A 19,092-nucleotide genomic window follows, 5' to 3' on the forward strand; every position below is an offset into this window, starting at 1 on the left:
AAGTCTATGTGCTTATTCAGGAACTCTGAAATTTTTCCCCAAGTATTACTTTCCGCGACTTTTTCTTCAATCTTTTTTAAATCTTGTATCATTTGCTAATACTTCAACCATTTGAAAAGCTCCTTGTATGTCGGCTTTTTGCCATACATCAGAATACCAACACGATAAATTTTAGCTGCAAACCAAACCGCAAGCATAAATGTACCTATAAGAAGTAACAAAGACAGCCCTTGTTGCCATAGTGGAACACCAAAAGGAATGCGCATTAACATTACGACGGGAGATGTCAAAGGTATAAACGAAAATACAGTCGAAACGGTTCCATGAGGATCTTCTATAACCGTAAACACACCTACATAAACTGCCAAAATCAATGGCATCAGTATAGGCAACATAAACTGTTGCGTATCGGTTTCATTATCTACCGCAGCTCCTATGGCTGCATAAAGCGAACTGTACAATAAATAACCTCCAATAAAAAAGAACATAAAAGCTATAACCAGATTCAATATGGGCAAGTTGTTAATACTTGTAATTAAATTTTCTACTATAGTTTGCGCACCCTCAGTCTGCATGGCTTGATTCATTAATTCTTGTTGCTGACTTGATGCTTGGGTCATATCAATACCGAAAATTGCAGATACAATGACCATTAAAACCCCACCTAATACTACCCAAATGGCGAATTGTGTCACTCCAGCAAGAGATGTTCCAATAATCTTACCCATCATTAATTGAATCGGTTTTACAGAGGAAATGATAACTTCAATAATTCTACTGGTTTTTTCTTCAATAACACTTCTCATAATCATATTACCGTATATAATGATAAACATAAACAGCAGATAACCCGCAATACCACCAAAGGCCAACTTAATAATATTATCTATTTTAGAACTTTTCTCGCCATCAAAACTCTCTTGTGCAATATCCACACTTGTTTTAGAGGCTTCTATCTGTGCTAATGTCACGCCATCCTTTTGTAGTTTCATTTCACGCAGACGCTTCTCGATTTTTCGCTCAATACCAGAGATGACTGTTAAAGATGGTGATTCTTCAGAATAAAATTTGATATTACTGGAAACCTCATCTAAAGCATCTACTTTGGCAATATGAAGCAAACCATATTCTTCAGTTTCCTTAACCAAAGTTATGGCTTCCGCTAGGCTAAAATCGCTAAGACTATTATACGTTGTATTTTCTGTATTCTGAAAAACATCTTTTAAATAACCTGTTTCATCCAAAATTGAGATCGTTCGTTTTTTATCGTTATTTAATTGCGATAAATAAGCAACTACGGCAATAAGCGCTATCATTATTAAGGGACTTAAAAATGTCATTATGATAAATGATTTATTCTTCACCTTTGTGAGATATTCGCGCTTTATAATAAGTGGTAGATGATTCATCTTTAGTTGTTTTTTACAGTTTCAATAAAAATATCGTTTGCTGTGGGAATCACTTCCACGAAGTGATGTACTTCTGCTTTCGAAGCTAAAAAAGACAACAAATCATTTGATGATGTAGATTCATCTATTTTTACGTTCAGCTTAATATCGTCATTCAAATTCTTAAATGTCGCAGGAAGTACTTGGTACTTATCCTTTATTTCAGCCAAAACGGCACTGCTATTATTGGATTGCAGACCAACTTCAAAGGTGTTGGTCTTAAACTGACGTTTGATATCATTGAGCTTGCCGTCCAAAATTTTATTTGATTTATCAAGAAGTGCTATATGGTCACAGAGTTCCTCGACCGATTCCATACGATGGGTCGAAAAAATAACCGTGGCACCTTCGTCTCTTAGTTTTAAGATTTCATCCTTAATAAGGTTGGCATTAATAGGGTCAAAACCCGAAAACGGCTCATCAAAAATTAAAAGTTTTGGTTTATGAAGCACAGTGACCACAAACTGAATCTTCTGCGCTTGCCCTTTGCTCAATTCTTGGATTTTCTTATTCCACCAATCTCCTATTTCCAACTTATCAAACCAATATTTCAATCTACTTTTTGCTTCAGACTTCGCCATACCTTTAAGTTGTGCCAAATACAAAGCTTGTTCGCCCACTTTCATGGATTTGTACAATCCGCGTTCTTCGGGTAAATATCCAATATCCCTTATATGCTCTGGTTTTAAAGGTTGCCCATCTAGCTGAACGGTCCCTTCGTCGGGCATGGTAATTTGATTAATAATGCGAATCAGCGTTGTTTTTCCTGCTCCATTTGGACCTAACAATCCAAATATACTGCCTTTAGGCACGGCAATAGATACTTCATTTAGTGCTTTAAAATTCCCAAAGTTCTTAGACACGGAATCAGCAACTAATAAGTCATTCATATACTAAGCGATTTTCTATAAGAGGTTAGAGCGTAAATATATTAAATGTTAGTAAGTTTTAATGCATAAAGACTACTTATTCGCTTTTTCATAATGGTGAAGCATAAATGAGATCCCACTCTTAAGCAGGATTAGTATAACCAACAATTTTTGAATGTGCCATAAAGGCTTTTCAAAAGTGGATTTTAATAAAAAAACAAAACCCACCCTTACGGTTAGATAAGGATGGGAAAAAATTGCTATGAAAAAGAAAAATTACCGCTAATTAGCATTAGCGATAATTCAAAGATAGTATTTTTTATTAAACAGAGGCTTTTTTATGAAAACATATCTTTAACCTTTTCAAAAAAAGATTTGTCTGAACTTTCGGGTTTTGGCTCAAAATGCTCGTCTTCTCTCATGTTTTCAAAAAACTCCTTTTGTGTTTTGCTCAAAGTCTTTGGTGTCCAAACATTTACATGAACCAGTAAATCTCCCTTACCGTAACCATTAATGCTCGGAATACCTTTGCCTCTAAGTCTTAAAATTTTTCCGGACTGCACACCAGCTTCAATTTTAATCCGCACTTTACCTGTAACAGTATCTATTTCTTTAGAGGTGCCTAAAACTGCATCTGGCAAGCTCACATACATATCGTAATGTAGATTATCGCCTTCGCGCTTCAAGGTTGGGTGTTCCTCTTCCGAGATGACCACTAATAAGTCACCTGCAATACCATTGCCAGGTGCATCATTACCTTTTCCTGTCACTTTAAGTTGCATGCCATCAACAACACCTGCTGGTATTTTAACAGATACCGTTTCTTCAGTCGTTATAAGACCTTGAGCATCTGCATTTGTTGGTTTTTTATCTATGATTTGCCCTGTACCACCACATGTTTGGCAAGTACTAGCTGTTTGCATTCGTCCTAAAATGGTGTTGGTTATACGCGTTACTTGTCCTGAACCGTTACAAGTGGTACACGTCTTATAGGTCGTCCCCTTAGCTTGAATTTTACGCTTTACTTTAATCTTCTTTTCGATACCATTAGCGACTTCCTCTAAAGACAGTTTAACACGAATTCTTAGGTTACTGCCTTTTACAACACGTCGTCCTCCGCCACCGAAGCCACTAAATCCGCCACCACCAAAAGCTCCTCCAAAAATGTCACCAAACTGACTAAAGATGTCATCCATGTTCATGCCACCTCCACCAAAGCCACCTGCACCTTCAAAGGCTTGATGCCCAAACTGGTCATAACGTGCTTTCTTATCAGGATTACTTAAAACCTCATAAGCTTCAGCGGCTTGCTTAAATTTTTCCTCAGCTTCTTTATCATCTGGATTCTTATCAGGATGATATTTTAGAGCCATTTTACGATAGGCTTTTTTTATCTCTGAGTCCGAAGCACCTTTACTTACTCCTAATACGTCGTAATAATCTTCTTTCATAATTCTTTTGCGCCCCAAGCGCAATTATCTTTTTATTATTGCCCAATCACCACTTTTGGGAATCGAATCACTTTATCACCTAGTTTGTAGCCGCGCTCAACAACATCGATGATTTTTCCTTTTAAATCCTCACTTGGTGCAGGAATTTGGGTTACTGCTTCATGATCATCAGCGTTAAAGGCATCTCCTTGATTCACCTCTATCTTAGATAAGCCTTTCTGTTCTAGGGTATTTAAAAGCTTATTGTAAATCAACAATACACCTTTGCGCAATTCCTCAGCTTCCTTATCCTCTTCGATATGCATTAAAGCACGTTCAAAATCATCGAGTACAGGAAGCATTGCCAACATGACGCCCTCACTTGCTGTCTTAAACAATTCAAGGCGTTCCCTGTTCGTACGCTTTTTATAATTTTCAAACTCAGCGAACAAACGCATAAATTTATCTTTCTCGGCAGCGAGCTGATCTTGCAACTGCTCCTCGGCCGACTTTTCTTTTTTTTGTTCTTCAGCTTCCGCTGTAGCCGTTGCTGTATCTTCTACTTGTGGTTCTTCGACCTCGTTATTCTTATCTTTTTTACTCATTTTGAGTTTTGTTTTAAAACTTAATTTTAAATCTTCGATTTAGAGTTGCAAAAGTACTGCCATTATTATAAAAATGTCAAAATGTCATTAACATTTTTTTATAAGTCTTCAGGGAAGAATCTAATTAACTTTGCGACTCACGAACAAATTCAAAAAAAACACACTCACATGAAAACTTCATTTTTAAAAATTTTTGCTTTAGTAGCATTCGTAGCTTTCTCTAGCTGTAAAGATAAAGCCAAAGAGGCCGAAACTACTGAAGCCGAAGAAGCAGCTGTTGCTGAGGCCTCTGCCGTAACATTTAATGCTGATACCAACAAATCGACTATTGAATGGAAGGGTTTTAAGCCAACAGGATCTCACACAGGAACTATTTCTATTGCAGAAGGGGTTGTTAATGTTAATGACGGTGCCGTAGAGAGCGGTAATTTTGTTATTGATATGAGTTCTATTGCTGTTACTGATATTCCAGCAGAAGAAGAAGGCAATGCTAAATTAACAGGACACTTAACCAGTGCTGACTTTTTTGATGTTGAAACCTATCCGCAAGCCAAATTTGAGGTTACTGGTATAGAAACTGTTGATGGAAAAACGATGCTATCTGGTAATTTAACCATGAAAGATGCTACCAACAATATTAGTATTCCTGTGACTACAAGCATGGATGGAGACAACATGACCTTAACAAGTGAAACATTTACTATAGACCGCTCTAAGTGGAATATAAAGTATGGCTCTAAATCATTTTTTGACAACTTGGGTGATAAGTTTATCAACGATGATATTGAGCTAAAAGTTAACTTGGTTGCTGTTAAGGCTTAAAAAGCTAAAAAGTCCGTTCGAGTTTTTCTGAAAGAAAAGTATCGAGAACTTCTTAATTAAAACTTCTCGATACATCCTGACTATACTGTCAGGACACTCGAAGTGACAATTTTGCAATTACAAATCAAAAAGCACTTACAGTACTGTAAGTGCTTTTCTCTTTCATAGCAATTTTATAACTAAAATTGCTTCGCTATTAATCAATTACCATCAACCAAAATATCAACTAATAGCGTTTTGTAGTAATGCGCCTCTAACTATTAACACTAAAACCATTATTTAGGCATTACTACTGTGTCAATTACGTGAATCACACCATTACTTCCTGCTACATCTGTCGCAGTGATTTCACTGTAATTGCCCGCTTGGTCTTTCAACCAAATTTTTCCATCTTTTTGCATTACGGTTAGCTTTTGTCCAGCAAGGGTTTCTACCACAACTTTTCCTTTACCTTTCTTTAAAGCAGCAACAACATCGTTAGCCATTAACTTACCAGACACCACATGGTATGTTAAGATTTTAGCTAAGGTCTTTTTGTTTTCTGGCTTCAATAAGTTACCTAAAGTCTCTTTGTCGATTTTTGCGAATGCATCGTTGGTTGGTGCAAATACGGTAAAAGGGCCATCACCTTGTAAGGCTCCTACTAAATCTGCAGCTTTTAATGCAGCTACTAAGGTTGAGAAATTTTCATTTCCTACGGCTGCATCTACAATAGTCCCTTGTGCTTTTGATGTTTGTGCGAATGCTAAGGCAACAACGGTTGTCAATACAAATACTAATTTTTTCATGATTTTTTTAAATTTATGGTTAAACTATTTTGCACTTATTCGTTTTTTGTAGTGCTTTCGTTTATATTTACACAGGCTTGTATGTGCTGGATGAGCAAAGCCTTACATTTGGGAAATCTTTAACATTAATGCAAAACGACAACCAACTTATTCAACAACTGCAAAATAAGGATGAGCGTGCGTTATCGTTACTCTATGACAACTATGCTGGTGCCATTTACAGTGTCATCCTAAAAATGATTAAAGATGAAGGTAAAGCCCAAAATTTACTTCAAGATACCTTTATGACGGTTTGGGAAAAAGCGGAAAGCTATGATGCCACCAAAGGCCGTTTTTACACTTGGATTTATCGGATTGCAAAAAATAAAGTGTTAAATGTTTTGAGAAAAACCGATCCGCTCATCCAAACCGATGATTTTAGTGTATATAATCAAAAAGAAGATGCTATAAGTATAGATGCTGAGTATTTAGAGCTTAATGGAGCGGTAACACAACTCGAAGCACACCACAAGGAAGCCATCGAATTGGTTTACTTTAAAGGCCTAACACATCGTGAAGCACACCAAGAAATGGATGTGCCTTTAGGTACGTTTAAATCTTATGTGCGACAAGCCTTAAAGCAATTGCGAGAAAGCTATACCAAAATGCTAAGTTTACTATTACTAATACTAAATGCGCTGTGATGATGGACAAGAAAACGCTATTAGAGAATGGATTACTAGAGCAATATCTGCTTGGAGAACTCAACGCTAAGGAATGCGAACAGATTGAGCAGTTCTTAGCATCCGATACTGAACTCAAAACTTATTTTGATCAATTGGAGCAGGACTTTGAAACGCTTGGATTGGAAAATGCCATTACACCACCTTCAGCAATAAAGTCCCAATTGTTAGACACCATAACATCATCTTCTGGAACTTCTAAGGTGGTTGAATTAAAACCTAACACCAATTCTAAATGGTATTTGGGTATTGCAGCGAGTGTTGCTGCATTATTACTCGTTGGTAGTTTTTGGCTATACAACCAACTGAATGAGGTTAAACAGCAGTTGAAAACGGTTGAAAACGAAAAAACTGAGCTTAATGATAAGCTTAATGAGCTTAACCAACAAATTGAAGACGAGACGGCACTTTTTGCCACGCTTGTTCATCCCGATACGGAACAATACATTTTAAAAGGTAATACTTTAATACCTAATGGTAAAGTGGTGAGTTATGTGAACCATGAGACCAAATCCGTAGTGATTAATACCGAACGCTTACCAGAACTCGATGCTGAGCACGACTACCAAATGTGGGCCGATGTGGAAGGCGAAATGATTAATATGGGAGTCATTTCTAAAGACTCCAACTTAATGGCTATGAATTATATTGACCATGCCGAATCCCTTAACATCACCATTGAGCCTGCAGGTGGCAATGACCATCCTACGGTTGAGAAGTTAGTAACCAATATCTACCTTAACTAGCCTTAAAAATACGTAGTTCTACGTATAAAAGTTAATATCAGATTATTTACCTTTAATTTATAGATTAATTGTTTAACCGCAGTTTAAAATTGAATTAATGAAAAATGAGAATATAATTGAAATAAATGATCTTAAAGACTTTGTTGAGTCAGTTAGAAAGATAAATGATGAATTTCAGACCACTTGGTTTCGAGGTCATGAAAACTCTATATATACTCTTACCCCATCTATTTTTCGAGATCCTTTTAATTGTGGATTAGAAAAGGATTTTCTTTTACACTTTCAATCTAAATCAATACCTTATTTAACCAAAGATTTTACTGCAAAAAATGATTTTGAATGGTTTTTCCTAATGCAACATTTTGGAATGCCAACCAGATTGCTAGATTGGACAACTTCCGCAATCACCGCTCTAGCTTTTTCTGTTTTTTTCAGAGATGACATGAGCAAAACAGGTAAACACTTTGAAAAAGATATTGATATTTGGTGCTTAGCCCCTCTTAAACTAAATGAATTAGCTAAAATTGATGAGACAGATAAAATCCCAAACATAACGGCTGACGATCAAATTCAGACTTTTTATAAAACAGGTTCTAAAGTCCCAAGTTATCCTGTTGCAATTTTTGGCCCTTTAAATAATGAGCGAATTGTATCTCAAAAGGGGGTTTTCACTTTATACCCTACATCTGATGAAGTTCCAAAGCTTGAAGAAGACCCCAAAGCTAATGACTTTTTAAAAAGAATTGTGATTAAAGGGCAGGATAAAATATACAGTATAAAAAATGAATTGAGTGTTATAGGAATGAGTGAAACATCTTTATTCCCAGATTTAAACCATCTATCTCTTGAATTAAGAAGAGAGTTAACCCAAAAATAAATGAGATAAAGCTATGTATAAGATTTATCCAATAAATGAATTAGGAAAACAAACTGTTTCTAAAATTTATGATAACAGAAACAGGATTGATTTTATGCCATACTATCAAAGATTTGGCGGAATATGGAGTCCAGAAAAAAAGAAATTACTAATTGATACAATCATAAATGAATTTGATATCCCTAAGTTTTATTTTAATTATTTTGTAGAGCAAGATAATCCCCTTAACATCAACGACAAAATATACGCCGTAATTGATGGAAAACAGAGACTTCAAGCAATTTTTGATTTTTTAGATAACAAATACAAACTTGACAAAAGTTGCAAAATAATTAATGATAATATTTCACTAAATAACTATGACTTTGAAAGACTAAATCTAGATTACCCTACAACAGCCAAGAAGATATTGAATTATGTTTTAGATGTTGTTTTTATTGTTACGGATGAGGATAGTAGACTAGAGGAAATGTTTTTACGACTCAATGGCGGAATTGCCCTAACAAATGCTGAAAAAAGAAATGCAATAAATAGCTTTCTTAATAGAGAAATAAGACAGATAATAATACAAAATCCTTTTTTTACACATAAAGTTCGCTTCAAAAACCCTCGTTATCAACATAATGACTTATTAACAAAACTATTATTTGTAGAATATAAAGGCCTACTAATAAATCTTGGGAACAAGGAACTTGAAAATTTTATAAGAGAATTTTCAAAGGAAAATCAAGATTCAATAGGCTTAATACAGAGAACTAAACATATGCTTGTCAAGTTCAATGAAGTTTTTGAGGAAAAAGATATGTTATTAAAAGGTAAAGGTGTAATTCCTGTCTATTACCAATTTTTAAAAGAATATTTTGGAAGAGACTCAAATCTTTTAAAATATTTCCTATCCGAGTTTGAAGATTTACGCAATGAAAACAGAAAGTCAGAAGACCAAAATGTGATGTTACAAGAATTTGATTTTTTCAATCAACAAGGAGTTCACAGAGAAAAATCATTAAACTTTAGGTTAAGAGTTTTAAATCTATTCTTTAGTTACTTTGAAGAAAATCAAACACTCAACGGAGCACTTGACAGAATAGAAGATGAAGATGATAGTTTCGGAAACTTTGATGATTATTAACAATTAACAAACAATCTGAAAGAGAAAACAATAATATGGTTCGTTTATTAATAACTACAGTCAGTTAAATCAACAAATCCTCTAAAGCAGGTCTTAGATTAGCATAACTAAAATGAAAGCCTTTGTGTTCTATTTTTTGTGAACTGACACGTTGGCTTTCAAATAACAACATATGCATATCTCCAAGTACGAGTTTCATGGCGAATTTTGGGATATTCGGTAAAATCAATGGTTTTTGTAAGACATTGGCAGCCACTTTAGTCAATTCTTTATTGGTGACTGCGTTTGGTGCTACTCCATTATAAATTCCTTCGAGTTGGTGTTTTAGCACATACATAAAGATACTGGCCAAATCTTCGACATGAATCCAACTTTGCCATTGCTTGCCATCACCAAAAGCGGCTCCGGCTCCTAGTTTAATGGGCTTTACTATTTCAGGCAAAGCACCACCATCTTTAGCCAAAACTAAACCGATTCTAATCTTAGCGACTTTACAACCTAATGCTTTAAAACCATCCACAGCCGCTTCCCACTGCTCCACCACGTCTCCTAAAAATGACTTGGACACCTCATCATGGGTTTCTTCGTAATAATGCGTGTGGCATGTTGGGTAAATACCAATCGCACTGGCGGATACCACATGGTCAATGTTATAATTATGAGCCTTTATGGTTTCTTGTAATAATTGCGCCGTTTTGGTACGGCTTTCCAAGATTTCTTTTTTATAGTCGCTTGTCCAGCGCTTGGAAATGGAAGCTCCCACCAAGTTGATAATGGCAGATACGCCTTCAAAACAGGTATGGTCAATCTCATTGGCAGATGGATTCCAATAGAAACCTTTGTAGTTGGGTTCTATACTTAATTTAGATGTTGACGTCGTTAAATAATGCACAGCAATCCCTTCTGCATGACATTGCTTTACAATCTCCTCTCCTATGAGTCCTGTGGCTCCTGTGATTAAAACGGTCTTTGGATATTCCATAGCGCAAAGATAGCGCAAGCCATAAGCCTCAGACGAAACTTTAGTTTGGATTTAACGTTTGGGATGTCATTGTGAGAAGTGAGGAATGCGATGTGCTGAGCCTGTCGAAGTGAACGACGAAGCAATCTAATGAATTAGTCCAGTTTTATGAGATTACCACGTCATTCTGACAGAAACGTCAGAATTCCTCGTAATGACATAATGCTTGAGTTAGTATATTTGGTTATGCTTCGACAGGCTCAGCATGACAAGTAGATTAGATTTTACGCGCTCGTAACATTTGGCTCGCTTCGCTTCACCGAATGCTAAGAGCTCTTAGCATTTCACGCTTGCCAGGTGGTCCAGGAAGACGTTCTACTGCAAAACCTACCGCCTCCATGGCACGTCTTACACTGCCTTTTGCAGAATAGGTGACCAAAACACCCTTTTTCTTTAAGGCTTTAAACATAATGGCAAAGATAGCCTCGGTCCAAAGTTCGGGTTGTACACGTGCTCCAAAGGCATCAAAATAAATAATATCAAAGGTATCTTTTGCTTTAATGTCTTTAAAAAACTTTTGTTGTTTTTCGAGCTGAAAATGAGGTGTAATTTGGTGTTGTGCTTCCCAAGGCACTTCATGTAGTTTTTCGAATTCAGATTGATGGTTTTGGGAAATCAATTCTACATAATTCAGTTTTTCGATCTCATCGGTTGCTACAGGATAGGCTTCCACACCAACATAATTGATGCTTTGCTTGAGTTGCTTCGCTTGTATTAAGGTGAGAAAGGCATTGAGACCTGTGCCAAAGCCGATTTCGAGAATGTTGATTGGTTGTGACCCTGAAACAAGTTCAGGATGACGAGGGGATTCTTCACTGGCATTTAGACTCTTTTCGGATTGCACCTCGACTGCGCTCGGTGTGACATCCTTAATAAGCCCAAAATGAAAAAGCAAACCATGTTTTATAAACACATGATTTGCTTCTTGTATGGCACCATGAATGGAATGGTATTGCTCGTTCCAATCTTCTATCTGAATGGTCTTTGAACCATCGGAAGTGGTGATTATTCTACGCTTCAATTATTGAATCAGTAATTTTTTGATCTTAGGAATCGGTCCTGTACATTCGGTTTTATGACATGCCAAACAATTATTTATGGCTGTATTATAGCGCTCTTTTAATTGTGTGTTAGACATCGTATCTATAACCGATTGCTGTGATTCAATAAAAACATTTACAAAACTATTCCAGACAGCAGTTCTCTCATGGCCATTACTCATTTCAGCGGAATGCAACTTCATCAAATCCAACGGTATGGATGCTGGCATTTCACCATTAACAATCTGTTGCTTCAGTTGTAAATTATAAGCATACAAGGCATTCATAAAATTTGCCATCTCAGAAGGCTGATACATTACCAATTCGGGTTTGGTATCAGCTTCAGCAGCTTTCTGTTCAGGTTCTTGTTTACAACCCAAACACAAAACCAGAAGTGCTAGAATTTTAAGCTTATTGCTTGAGCAGGACACCATCAGCGAGGAATTGATATTCGAATTTTGGCGCTGTGATTGCCGCAATTTCTTCTTCCGATTTTCCTGCGTCTTCCGCATAATGTCTTAGCTCATCCACAGACGTTTCGGTCACAAAAGCTTTACCATTTACTACCACTTCGCCTTCAGCATTTAACGGCATAAAAAAGCCATAATCCTTAAACTTCACCATCACTTCGTTGTTATCTCCCATATCCAGCTTCATCCAACAACCTTTCTTAGAGCACACATCAACAATTTTTCCTTTCATCTTGGCATTAACGGTGTCACCTGCTTTGAGGTCTTTATAATGCACCATCATACGCTCAGACGATAATGCATCGGCATCATTAATCTCCATACCGAACGATGCGTAAGCGATTTCCTGTTTGACATCTTCGACTTTTTCTTCTGTGGCCTTAGTTTCATTTTTACATGAAAACACTAAAGTTACTAAGGCCAATACACAAACTAATTTTTTCATTTTTTATATGTTCAATTGATTTTTTTCGAATTACAAATTTACGAAATTTAAGAGAATATTACCTTTTATTAACGGCTTTGATTTTGTAATTTTGCAGCTAATTAAACCAGCTTTTCATGGCAGAAATCCAATCGAACGAAGTCCTTGTTGTAAAATCTGAAACCTCTAAAATCAACGCTGTTGATTTTAGTAATTTAACCTTTGGTCGTGTCTTTACCGATCATATGTTTGTTTGTGATTTTGAAGATGGCAAATGGCAGTCTCCAAAGATTATGCCTTATCAAGCCCTAACGATAGAGCCTTCTGCCAGAGTATTTCATTATGGTCAAGCTGTTTTTGAAGGCATGAAAGCCTACAAAGACGATGATGGCAACATCTTTTTGTTTAGACCTGATGAAAACTACAGACGAATCAATAAATCTGCAGTACGATTGGCAATTCCTGAATTTCCAGAATCCTATTTTTTTGACGGGATGAAAACCTTATTAAAATTGGATAGCGACTGGATTAAACCTGGTGTTGGTAACTCGCTATACATTCGTCCGTTTATAATTGCTACCGAACCCGCCATTTCGGCGTCGCCAGCAGCAACCTATCGCTTCATGATTATTTGTTCGCCTGCAAAAGCATACTACAATGAACCTGTACGCGTGCTTTTTGCCGAAAAGTACAGCCGTTCTGCTGATGGTGGTGTTGGTTTTGCAAAAGCAGCGGGTAACTATGCGGCACAATTCTATCCAACAAATTTAGCTCAGGAAAAAGGATATCAACAAATTATCTGGACCGATGCTTCGACACACGACTATCTTGAAGAGGCAGGTACGATGAACATTTTTTTTAGAATTGGTGACAAATTGATTACCGCTCCAAACAATGATCGCATATTGGATGGTGTTACCCGTAAAAGTGTCATTCAATTGGCTGAGGATTTGGGTATTGATTGTGAAGTTCGCCGTGTAAGTGTCAAAGAGATTAAGGAAGCCGCAAAAAATGGGAGCCTCAAAGAAATTTTTGGCACTGGTACCGCAGCGGTAGTTAGTCCAGTTTCGGCATTTGAACATACAGGTGATGTTTTTGAACTTCCAGAAGTTGAAAACTCATACGCATCCCTATTTAAAAAGACCTTAATGAACATTCAGCATAATCTATCTGAGGATAAGCATGGCTGGAGATATGGAGTACGTTAGGTGTTAGGTTAAACTACTTCACATACGTTTTTTGAAAAGCTTCGCGTCTCAATTATTTTTCTAAAATTTCTTTTATATGTGGTTTAAAATAATTTGGGCCTTTTAAGACTTTACCATCTTCTCTGTAAATGGGTTCTCCGTCTTCTCCCAACTTGCTCATATTACTGCGTTGAATTTCTTCGAAAACTTCTTCAATTTTGTGTTGTAGGCCGTGTTCTATAATCGTTCCGCATAAAATATAGAGCATATCACCAAGGGCATCTGCCACTTCAACCAAATCGTTATCATTAGCCGCTTCGAGGTATTCTTCATTTTCTTCGCGCATTAGCTTGTAGCGTAGCATATTCTTTTCCAATCCTAAATTGGCTTTTGGTGTTTCTCGGTATCCTAGCTTAAAAGCGGTGTGGAATGCCTTTACAGCATTGATTTTGTCTTGCATAAACGTTTCGTTTTTAGTGCCTAAATTTGTATCTTCGCATAAAAATACGCTAATGTTTTCTACAGGTCAATTGATTTTTGCAATTTTATTTTTTATAGCTTTTGTTATCGCCATTGCGTATCAATATCGTAAAGACAAAAAGATACACAAAGCTTATTACAAAGGCACGGTTTGGATACTGATAGCCTTTATTGGTTTTATTGGTATGATTGCGACTGTTAAGTTTCTTTTGACATGAGTTTTTATAGGTGTTGCGGATAACTTTTTCCCATTAAAATAGGCTCTCGGTTTATATTTCTTAAATATTCAAAATCCTTTTTTGCTGAATTCAATCAAAATTTACTAACTTGATTGAGACTATTAATCAAACAACCAAATGCTAACAGCATATAAAGTCGTTAGTCTCACAGTACTTTTATCTTTCATACTATTTCCGTGTCGAAGTCAGAATTACTTAGGTTATACTGTAGACAACTATGCTGGTGTACATGCCGTCAGTTATAATCCGGCTATGATTGTATCCAAATATCAAAAAACTGATATAAATCTTGCCTCCGTAAGTGCTTTTGGCGGAAGCGACTATTTCGGTATTGATGTAGGAAGCCTTATAAGTACCCATGATGTTTTTACATTTGATGACGATGCTATTAGATTTCCTGAAGATAATAACAACTTCTTTGCCAATGCAGATATTTTAGGGCCATCGGCCATGTTTAGATTGAACCATAAAAGCAGTATAGGTTTCATCACTAGAGTACGTGGTCTTTTTAATCTGAGTGAAATCAATGGTAGGCTTTATGAAAATTTAGTGAATCAGTTTGAAAATGATGAGGATTTTAGTTTCGACTCCCAAAATCTTACCGGAACACTCCATGCTTGGACAGAGATTGGTGTGTCTTATGGTCGGGTATTACTAAAAAGAAGTCAGCATGAATTGACAGGTGGAATCACCCTTAAGTATTTGATGGGTGCAGGTGGTCTTTTTGCCAGCAGTCCCGGATTGGAAGGCGAATTTATTGGTGATACCGAAACCCTACAAACACAAGGGTTTTTAAACTATGGGAAGACACAGGATTTTGACAGGGACAATGTGTTATTCGATAATTTGGAATATGGCTTGGGCTTGGATTTAGGATTTGTTTATAAATGGTCTAAAAATACGGACGGAGACGACGCTCCATCACAAAATTCCTATAAATTAAAAATTGGTGTTTCGGTCACTGATATTGGTTCTATTAATTACGACCAAGCCGAAATCACCTCTTACAATTTAAATGCCTCAGTAAGCACATCGACGTTTCAAGAAGATATCGAGGAATTTTTGGATAATAATTACGACAGTACCGCTGACAACCAAAATGCCAGAATTCAATTACCTACAGCCTTGCACCTCTTAGTGGACTACCATCTTACCAAAAAATGGTTTGTGAGTGTACAGTCCGATGTATCCTTGGTGGAAAGACGTGTTGAACGCAGTAATACCATCACCAATGTATTGACATTCTCCCCTCGATTTGAAACCAAATGGTTTAGTTTTTATCTACCCGTAAGTCTTAGGCAATCTGAAGATGTCGTCGTTGGTGGTGGTTTTAGATTGGGCCCACTAAGTGTTGGTTCTGGATCTGTATTTAGCAACTTCTTATCCGATAGCTCGAAGACGGCAGACGTCTTTGTTGGCCTAAAAATACCGTTATACAACAAGTAGGTTTTGTTAAAACTGACATTACGTTTAGGGATTTTTGGCTTTTAGTTGTTCTATAATAAAAAGCAGCGATGATCTTTCTTTATATTATTTTGGTTTTGGTTTTAATTAATGGCCTCTTGTTAACTTACAGCGTTAATAAAAAAGATAACACTTAAAACTTAGCACCATCCGATTCCTTATTTATCTCCTTTAAATTCATAAGTATTATTTTGATATACGCTTGCTTAGAGCTATCTTTAAGCATCCCTTCCCTTAATTGATTATATTAAAATACCCGATACTAGGTATGGTTTAGTGTTTGGTATTAATACACCTTTGTAATGTTGACTAATTAATCTTAAAACTGTATATATGAAAACTGAATTATTAAAAATTGGTGTTTTATTTACATTTATTATCTTACTTATGGGGTGTTGTGACTGTAATTATATTTCTTTCTCGATTGACGAGAGAAACGGTAGGGACATAAAGCATGACATTTGCTCGTCAAAAGATGCAATCATAAGTGGCAAGTATAACACAAATAAGGGAGAAGCAGAATTTTCAATTCCAGTTCCTAAAAATCACTCACTTAAAAAAATAAAACAAACAAAGAATAGCGTCGATTTCATAACTACTGGTGAGGATTTTACAAACGAATTTGTAATTTATAATGTCAAACTAGGTGGATTTGAAACTGGACGACCACAAGCAATCATTACCATCAATTTAGAGGTGAATTATACTGAAAGAAATTTGTGTCCTAGTTTACGTGGGGAAAGAAAGAAGCAATCTGAAGTTACTGGAGCACCTAAAAGAAATTGAAAATAGAAAAAAAAATATTTACAACTCTAGCAATCTTTTTTTTCAAATCATTCTGCTTTTCGCAGAATGACTCATCTTATTATTACTTTGATAGAATTACACCGATTGAATCAGTTATAAATAAAATAAATAAAACTGAAGACCAAGTATTAAAAGACTATTTCAAGTTAATTTATCATAGCAAGTTAAGAAACAAAGATTCAATTATTTTTTATGTGAACAAAATTGAATCAAAAAACAAACTACCTCAGCATCTAAGAGCAAAACTAATTTTCTTCAAAGCTTATTATTATAGGATTTCGCAAAATGATTCATTAAGTTTCAAGTACCATAATGAGGCATTCAAAACTGCTAAGCATAATAATGATACTTTGACAATCTTGTCAACATTATCAGGGTTGTCTCAGTCGTATGACTATAACGATGACTTACCATACAGAATCGATTATTTAGAGGAATTAAAAAAACAAGCGTTTAAGTTCAATAACAACAATTACAAAATTACTCAGTCTTTTCTAAAAGGGAATTATTATTTGTTTCGGGATAGGGATAGTCTTGCACTTGAAAATTATAAAATCACCTTAAATTATAATTTTTCAAAAAGAGATAGTACAATTCTTTTGAATACACTTACGAATATTGGAATTCTTTATAACGAAAATTTGAATTTGCCAGATTCGGCATTACATTATTATAATAAACGACTAAAATTAATAAACACTAATAAAGTATTCCAAAGTAAAACCAATTATTTTAATTCTTTTTTGAATATCGGAACCGCACATAACTATAAAAACGATTTAGATAAAGCGCTTTTGTTTACTTTGAAAGCTGATTCAATACCGATAGTCGAGAATGTACTGACCAGAAAATTAATCATAAAACAAAATTTAAGTGATATATATACTAAACTTGGAGATTATAAAAAAGCATTTTATTTCTTGTCTGAATACAACAAACTTAATGATAGTTTAAATCGTAGGGAATTAGCTAGAGGAATTGCAAAGTATGAAAATCAGGAACTTAGAATTCAAAACTTAGAAAGCGAAGCCAAACGCAAACAAAACAGAAACCTATTTTTCGGCGCTTTAGGATTAATCCTTTTTGGTAGTATCGTTTTCTATCTCATCCAAAAAAACACCAAACGCCAACAAAAACTAGCAGAGCAAGAAAAAGCTTTAGAATCTCAAAAGCTAGCAACGGTTTTAAAGGAACAAGAGCTCGTCACTATTGATGCGATGATCGAAGGCCAGGAAAAAGAACGGCAACGCATTGCCAATGACCTGCATGATGATTTAGGTGGGTTGATGGCCACCGTAAAGCTACATTTCAATGCGCTGAAGGATAAAGAGTCTCCCGAACTGTTTGATAAAACCAATGCACTTATCGAAGAAGCTTACCAAAAAGTACGTTCGGTCGCGCATGCCAAAAACTCGGGTGTCATTGCCAAACAAGGGCTCTTAAAAGCTGTCAAAGATATGGCGGATAAAGTGTCGGCTTCCAATACCCTTAGCATCGAGGTGATTGATCATGGTTTGGACCAACGCTTAGAAAACAGCTTAGAACTCACCTTATTTAGAATTATCCAAGAACTGATTACCAATGTCGTCAAACATGCGGAAGCTTCAGAAGCCACAGTACATTTAACCAATCACGACGACAGTATTAACATTATGGTTGAGGATAATGGTAAAGGTTTTAACCCCAGCCAAATTACCAAAACCAAAAAAGGGATGGGCATTAGTAGCATCGATAAACGGGTAGAGCATTTAGACGGCAAACTCACCATTGAGTCCGAACAAAATAAAGGCACTACCATAATTATAGACATTCCAATATGATACGATTAGCCATCGCCGAAGATCATCAATCGCTTATTGACGGTATTAAACTGCTTCTGGAATACGAAGACGATATCGAAATTATTGGTACGGCCAATGATGGAGAGGCTTTATTAAAATTGGTACGTTTAAAACAACCCAATGTGGTGATTATGGACATCAGAATGCCAAAAGTGGATGGGATTTCAGCCACAAAGCAAATCAAAAAAGAATTCCCACACACCAAAATATTAGGTTTTACAATGTTCGATCAACAAGATGCGATTCGGCAAATGTTAGAGGCTGGTGCTTCTGGGTATTTACTCAAAAACTCACCTTTAGACGAAGTCCTAAAAGCAGTACGTGCTGTACATAAAGGTCAGACCTATTTTGATGCCAATATCAAGGTAGAAGCCGAAAATGATAGCAACAAAAAAGCAAAAGGCACTTTGACCAAACGACAGATAGAAATTTTAGGGTTGATTGCGCAAGGCAAAACGTCACGAGAAATTGCCGACGAATTGTTTATCGGAGTTCATACGGTGGATACGCATCGTAAAAACATGGCGCGTATTTTAGGTTTGCATGGTAAAGGAGAACTCCTACGCTACGCTATAGAAAAAAAATACAAGTTTTAAAATTTTAATTAAAAAATTAATCTTGCTATAGCTGCTTTTATCCTACCAACTAATGGTTAACCTCTTTCGCAAAAAGCTACACGTCAT

General features: G+C 36.0%; 20 protein-coding genes. 10 read left to right on the top strand and 10 right to left on the bottom strand.

The genetic code is table 11. The features are described from left to right. Nucleotides 1–95 precede the first annotated feature (95 nt). The 4 genes from Q0992_RS05520 to Q0992_RS05535 all read right to left on the bottom strand — a co-directional run bounded on the left by Q0992_RS05520 (nt 96) and on the right by Q0992_RS05535 (nt 4,352). Nucleotides 96–1,409 (bottom strand): ABC transporter permease, encoded by a 1,314-nt coding sequence (locus Q0992_RS05520; RefSeq protein WP_299521345.1) that lies wholly within the window; start codon nt 1,407–1,409, stop codon nt 96–98. A 2-nt stretch (nt 1,410–1,411) separates the two neighbouring features. Beyond that, the gene (locus Q0992_RS05525; RefSeq protein ID WP_299521346.1) at nt 1,412–2,338 is read right to left on the bottom strand and encodes an ABC transporter ATP-binding protein; all 927 of its coding nucleotides are present in this window, start codon (nt 2,336–2,338) and stop codon (nt 1,412–1,414) included. 317 nt (nt 2,339–2,655) lie between these two features. After that, nucleotides 2,656–3,768 (bottom strand): molecular chaperone DnaJ, encoded by a 1,113-nt coding sequence (gene dnaJ / locus Q0992_RS05530; protein WP_299521347.1) that lies wholly within the window; start codon nt 3,766–3,768, stop codon nt 2,656–2,658. Between the two features lie 35 nt (nt 3,769–3,803). Further along, on the bottom strand, nt 3,804–4,352 hold the full coding sequence (locus tag Q0992_RS05535; RefSeq protein WP_299521348.1) for a nucleotide exchange factor GrpE: 549 nt from the start codon (nt 4,350–4,352) through the stop codon (nt 3,804–3,806). Between the two features lie 168 nt (nt 4,353–4,520). On the opposite strand from Q0992_RS05535, the gene Q0992_RS05540 reads away from it, so the two are divergent. Then, the gene (locus Q0992_RS05540) at nt 4,521–5,174 is read left to right on the top strand and encodes a YceI family protein (RefSeq protein ID WP_299521349.1); all 654 of its coding nucleotides are present in this window, start codon (nt 4,521–4,523) and stop codon (nt 5,172–5,174) included. A gap of 275 nt (nt 5,175–5,449) precedes the next feature. On the opposite strand, the gene Q0992_RS05545 is transcribed toward Q0992_RS05540, so the two are convergent. Then, a complete protein-coding gene (locus tag Q0992_RS05545) occupies nt 5,450–5,962 on the bottom strand; it encodes a fasciclin domain-containing protein (protein WP_299521350.1) in 513 nt (170 codons plus the stop codon). Between the two features lie 128 nt (nt 5,963–6,090). On the opposite strand from Q0992_RS05545, the gene Q0992_RS05550 reads away from it, so the two are divergent. From Q0992_RS05550 to Q0992_RS05565, 4 genes are all read left to right on the top strand, one after another. Beyond that, on the top strand, nt 6,091–6,645 hold the full coding sequence (locus tag Q0992_RS05550; protein ID WP_299521351.1) for a sigma-70 family RNA polymerase sigma factor: 555 nt from the start codon (nt 6,091–6,093) through the stop codon (nt 6,643–6,645). After that, nucleotides 6,645–7,430 carry an anti-sigma factor gene (locus Q0992_RS05555; RefSeq protein WP_299521352.1) on the top strand — a complete coding sequence of 262 codons (786 nt, stop codon included), beginning with the start codon at nt 6,645–6,647 and terminating at the stop codon, nt 7,428–7,430. Before Q0992_RS05550 ends, Q0992_RS05555 begins: the two co-directional genes overlap by 1 nt. A 97-nt stretch (nt 7,431–7,527) precedes the next feature. Beyond that, complete coding sequence (locus Q0992_RS05560) at nt 7,528–8,307, top strand: FRG domain-containing protein (RefSeq protein ID WP_299521353.1); 780 nt, start codon at nt 7,528–7,530, stop codon at nt 8,305–8,307. Between the two features lie 13 nt (nt 8,308–8,320). Beyond that, the gene (locus Q0992_RS05565) at nt 8,321–9,436 is read left to right on the top strand and encodes a DUF262 domain-containing protein (RefSeq protein WP_299521354.1); all 1,116 of its coding nucleotides are present in this window, start codon (nt 8,321–8,323) and stop codon (nt 9,434–9,436) included. A 64-nt stretch (nt 9,437–9,500) separates the two neighbouring features. Here Q0992_RS05565 and Q0992_RS05570 read toward each other — a convergent pair whose 3' ends face one another. The 4 genes from Q0992_RS05570 to Q0992_RS05585 form a co-directional block, all read right to left on the bottom strand. Next, entirely contained in the window at nt 9,501–10,418 is a 918-nt protein-coding gene (locus tag Q0992_RS05570; RefSeq protein ID WP_299521355.1) for a TIGR01777 family oxidoreductase, read from the bottom strand. A 295-nt stretch (nt 10,419–10,713) separates the two neighbouring features. After that, nucleotides 10,714–11,478 (bottom strand): tRNA (5-methylaminomethyl-2-thiouridine)(34)-methyltransferase MnmD, encoded by a 765-nt coding sequence (mnmD, locus tag Q0992_RS05575; protein ID WP_299521356.1) that lies wholly within the window; start codon nt 11,476–11,478, stop codon nt 10,714–10,716. Continuing rightward, nucleotides 11,479–11,931, bottom strand: coding sequence for a hypothetical protein (locus tag Q0992_RS05580; protein ID WP_299521357.1), 453 nt, complete (start codon nt 11,929–11,931; stop codon nt 11,479–11,481). Continuing rightward, nucleotides 11,909–12,391, bottom strand: coding sequence for a DUF4920 domain-containing protein (locus tag Q0992_RS05585; protein WP_367277946.1), 483 nt, complete (start codon nt 12,389–12,391; stop codon nt 11,909–11,911). The genes Q0992_RS05580 and Q0992_RS05585 overlap by 23 nt, the downstream gene beginning before the upstream one ends. Before the next feature lie 137 nt (nt 12,392–12,528). Between Q0992_RS05585 and Q0992_RS05590 the strand changes: the two genes are divergently transcribed. Next, on the top strand, nt 12,529–13,599 hold the full coding sequence (locus tag Q0992_RS05590) for a branched-chain amino acid aminotransferase (RefSeq protein WP_299521359.1): 1,071 nt from the start codon (nt 12,529–12,531) through the stop codon (nt 13,597–13,599). Between the two features lie 52 nt (nt 13,600–13,651). Here Q0992_RS05590 and Q0992_RS05595 read toward each other — a convergent pair whose 3' ends face one another. Then, nucleotides 13,652–14,038, bottom strand: coding sequence for a nucleoside triphosphate pyrophosphohydrolase family protein (locus tag Q0992_RS05595; RefSeq protein WP_299521360.1), 387 nt, complete (start codon nt 14,036–14,038; stop codon nt 13,652–13,654). A gap of 376 nt (nt 14,039–14,414) precedes the next feature. On the opposite strand from Q0992_RS05595, the gene Q0992_RS05605 reads away from it, so the two are divergent. From Q0992_RS05605 to Q0992_RS05620, 4 genes are all read left to right on the top strand, one after another. Beyond that, the gene (locus Q0992_RS05605; RefSeq protein WP_299521362.1) at nt 14,415–15,743 is read left to right on the top strand and encodes a DUF5723 family protein; all 1,329 of its coding nucleotides are present in this window, start codon (nt 14,415–14,417) and stop codon (nt 15,741–15,743) included. A gap of 351 nt (nt 15,744–16,094) precedes the next feature. Beyond that, the gene (locus tag Q0992_RS05610) at nt 16,095–16,547 is read left to right on the top strand and encodes a hypothetical protein (protein WP_299521363.1); all 453 of its coding nucleotides are present in this window, start codon (nt 16,095–16,097) and stop codon (nt 16,545–16,547) included. A 215-nt stretch (nt 16,548–16,762) separates the two neighbouring features. Further along, nucleotides 16,763–18,388, top strand: coding sequence for a sensor histidine kinase (locus Q0992_RS05615; protein ID WP_299521364.1), 1,626 nt, complete (start codon nt 16,763–16,765; stop codon nt 18,386–18,388). Then, a complete protein-coding gene (locus Q0992_RS05620; RefSeq protein ID WP_299521365.1) occupies nt 18,385–19,005 on the top strand; it encodes a response regulator transcription factor in 621 nt (206 codons plus the stop codon). Before Q0992_RS05615 ends, Q0992_RS05620 begins: the two co-directional genes overlap by 4 nt. The last annotated feature ends 87 nt before the right edge of the window (nt 19,006–19,092 follow it).

It is taken from the genome of Winogradskyella sp., from assembly GCF_028289625.1.
In the GTDB taxonomy this organism is placed as follows: domain Bacteria; phylum Bacteroidota; class Bacteroidia; order Flavobacteriales; family Flavobacteriaceae; genus Winogradskyella.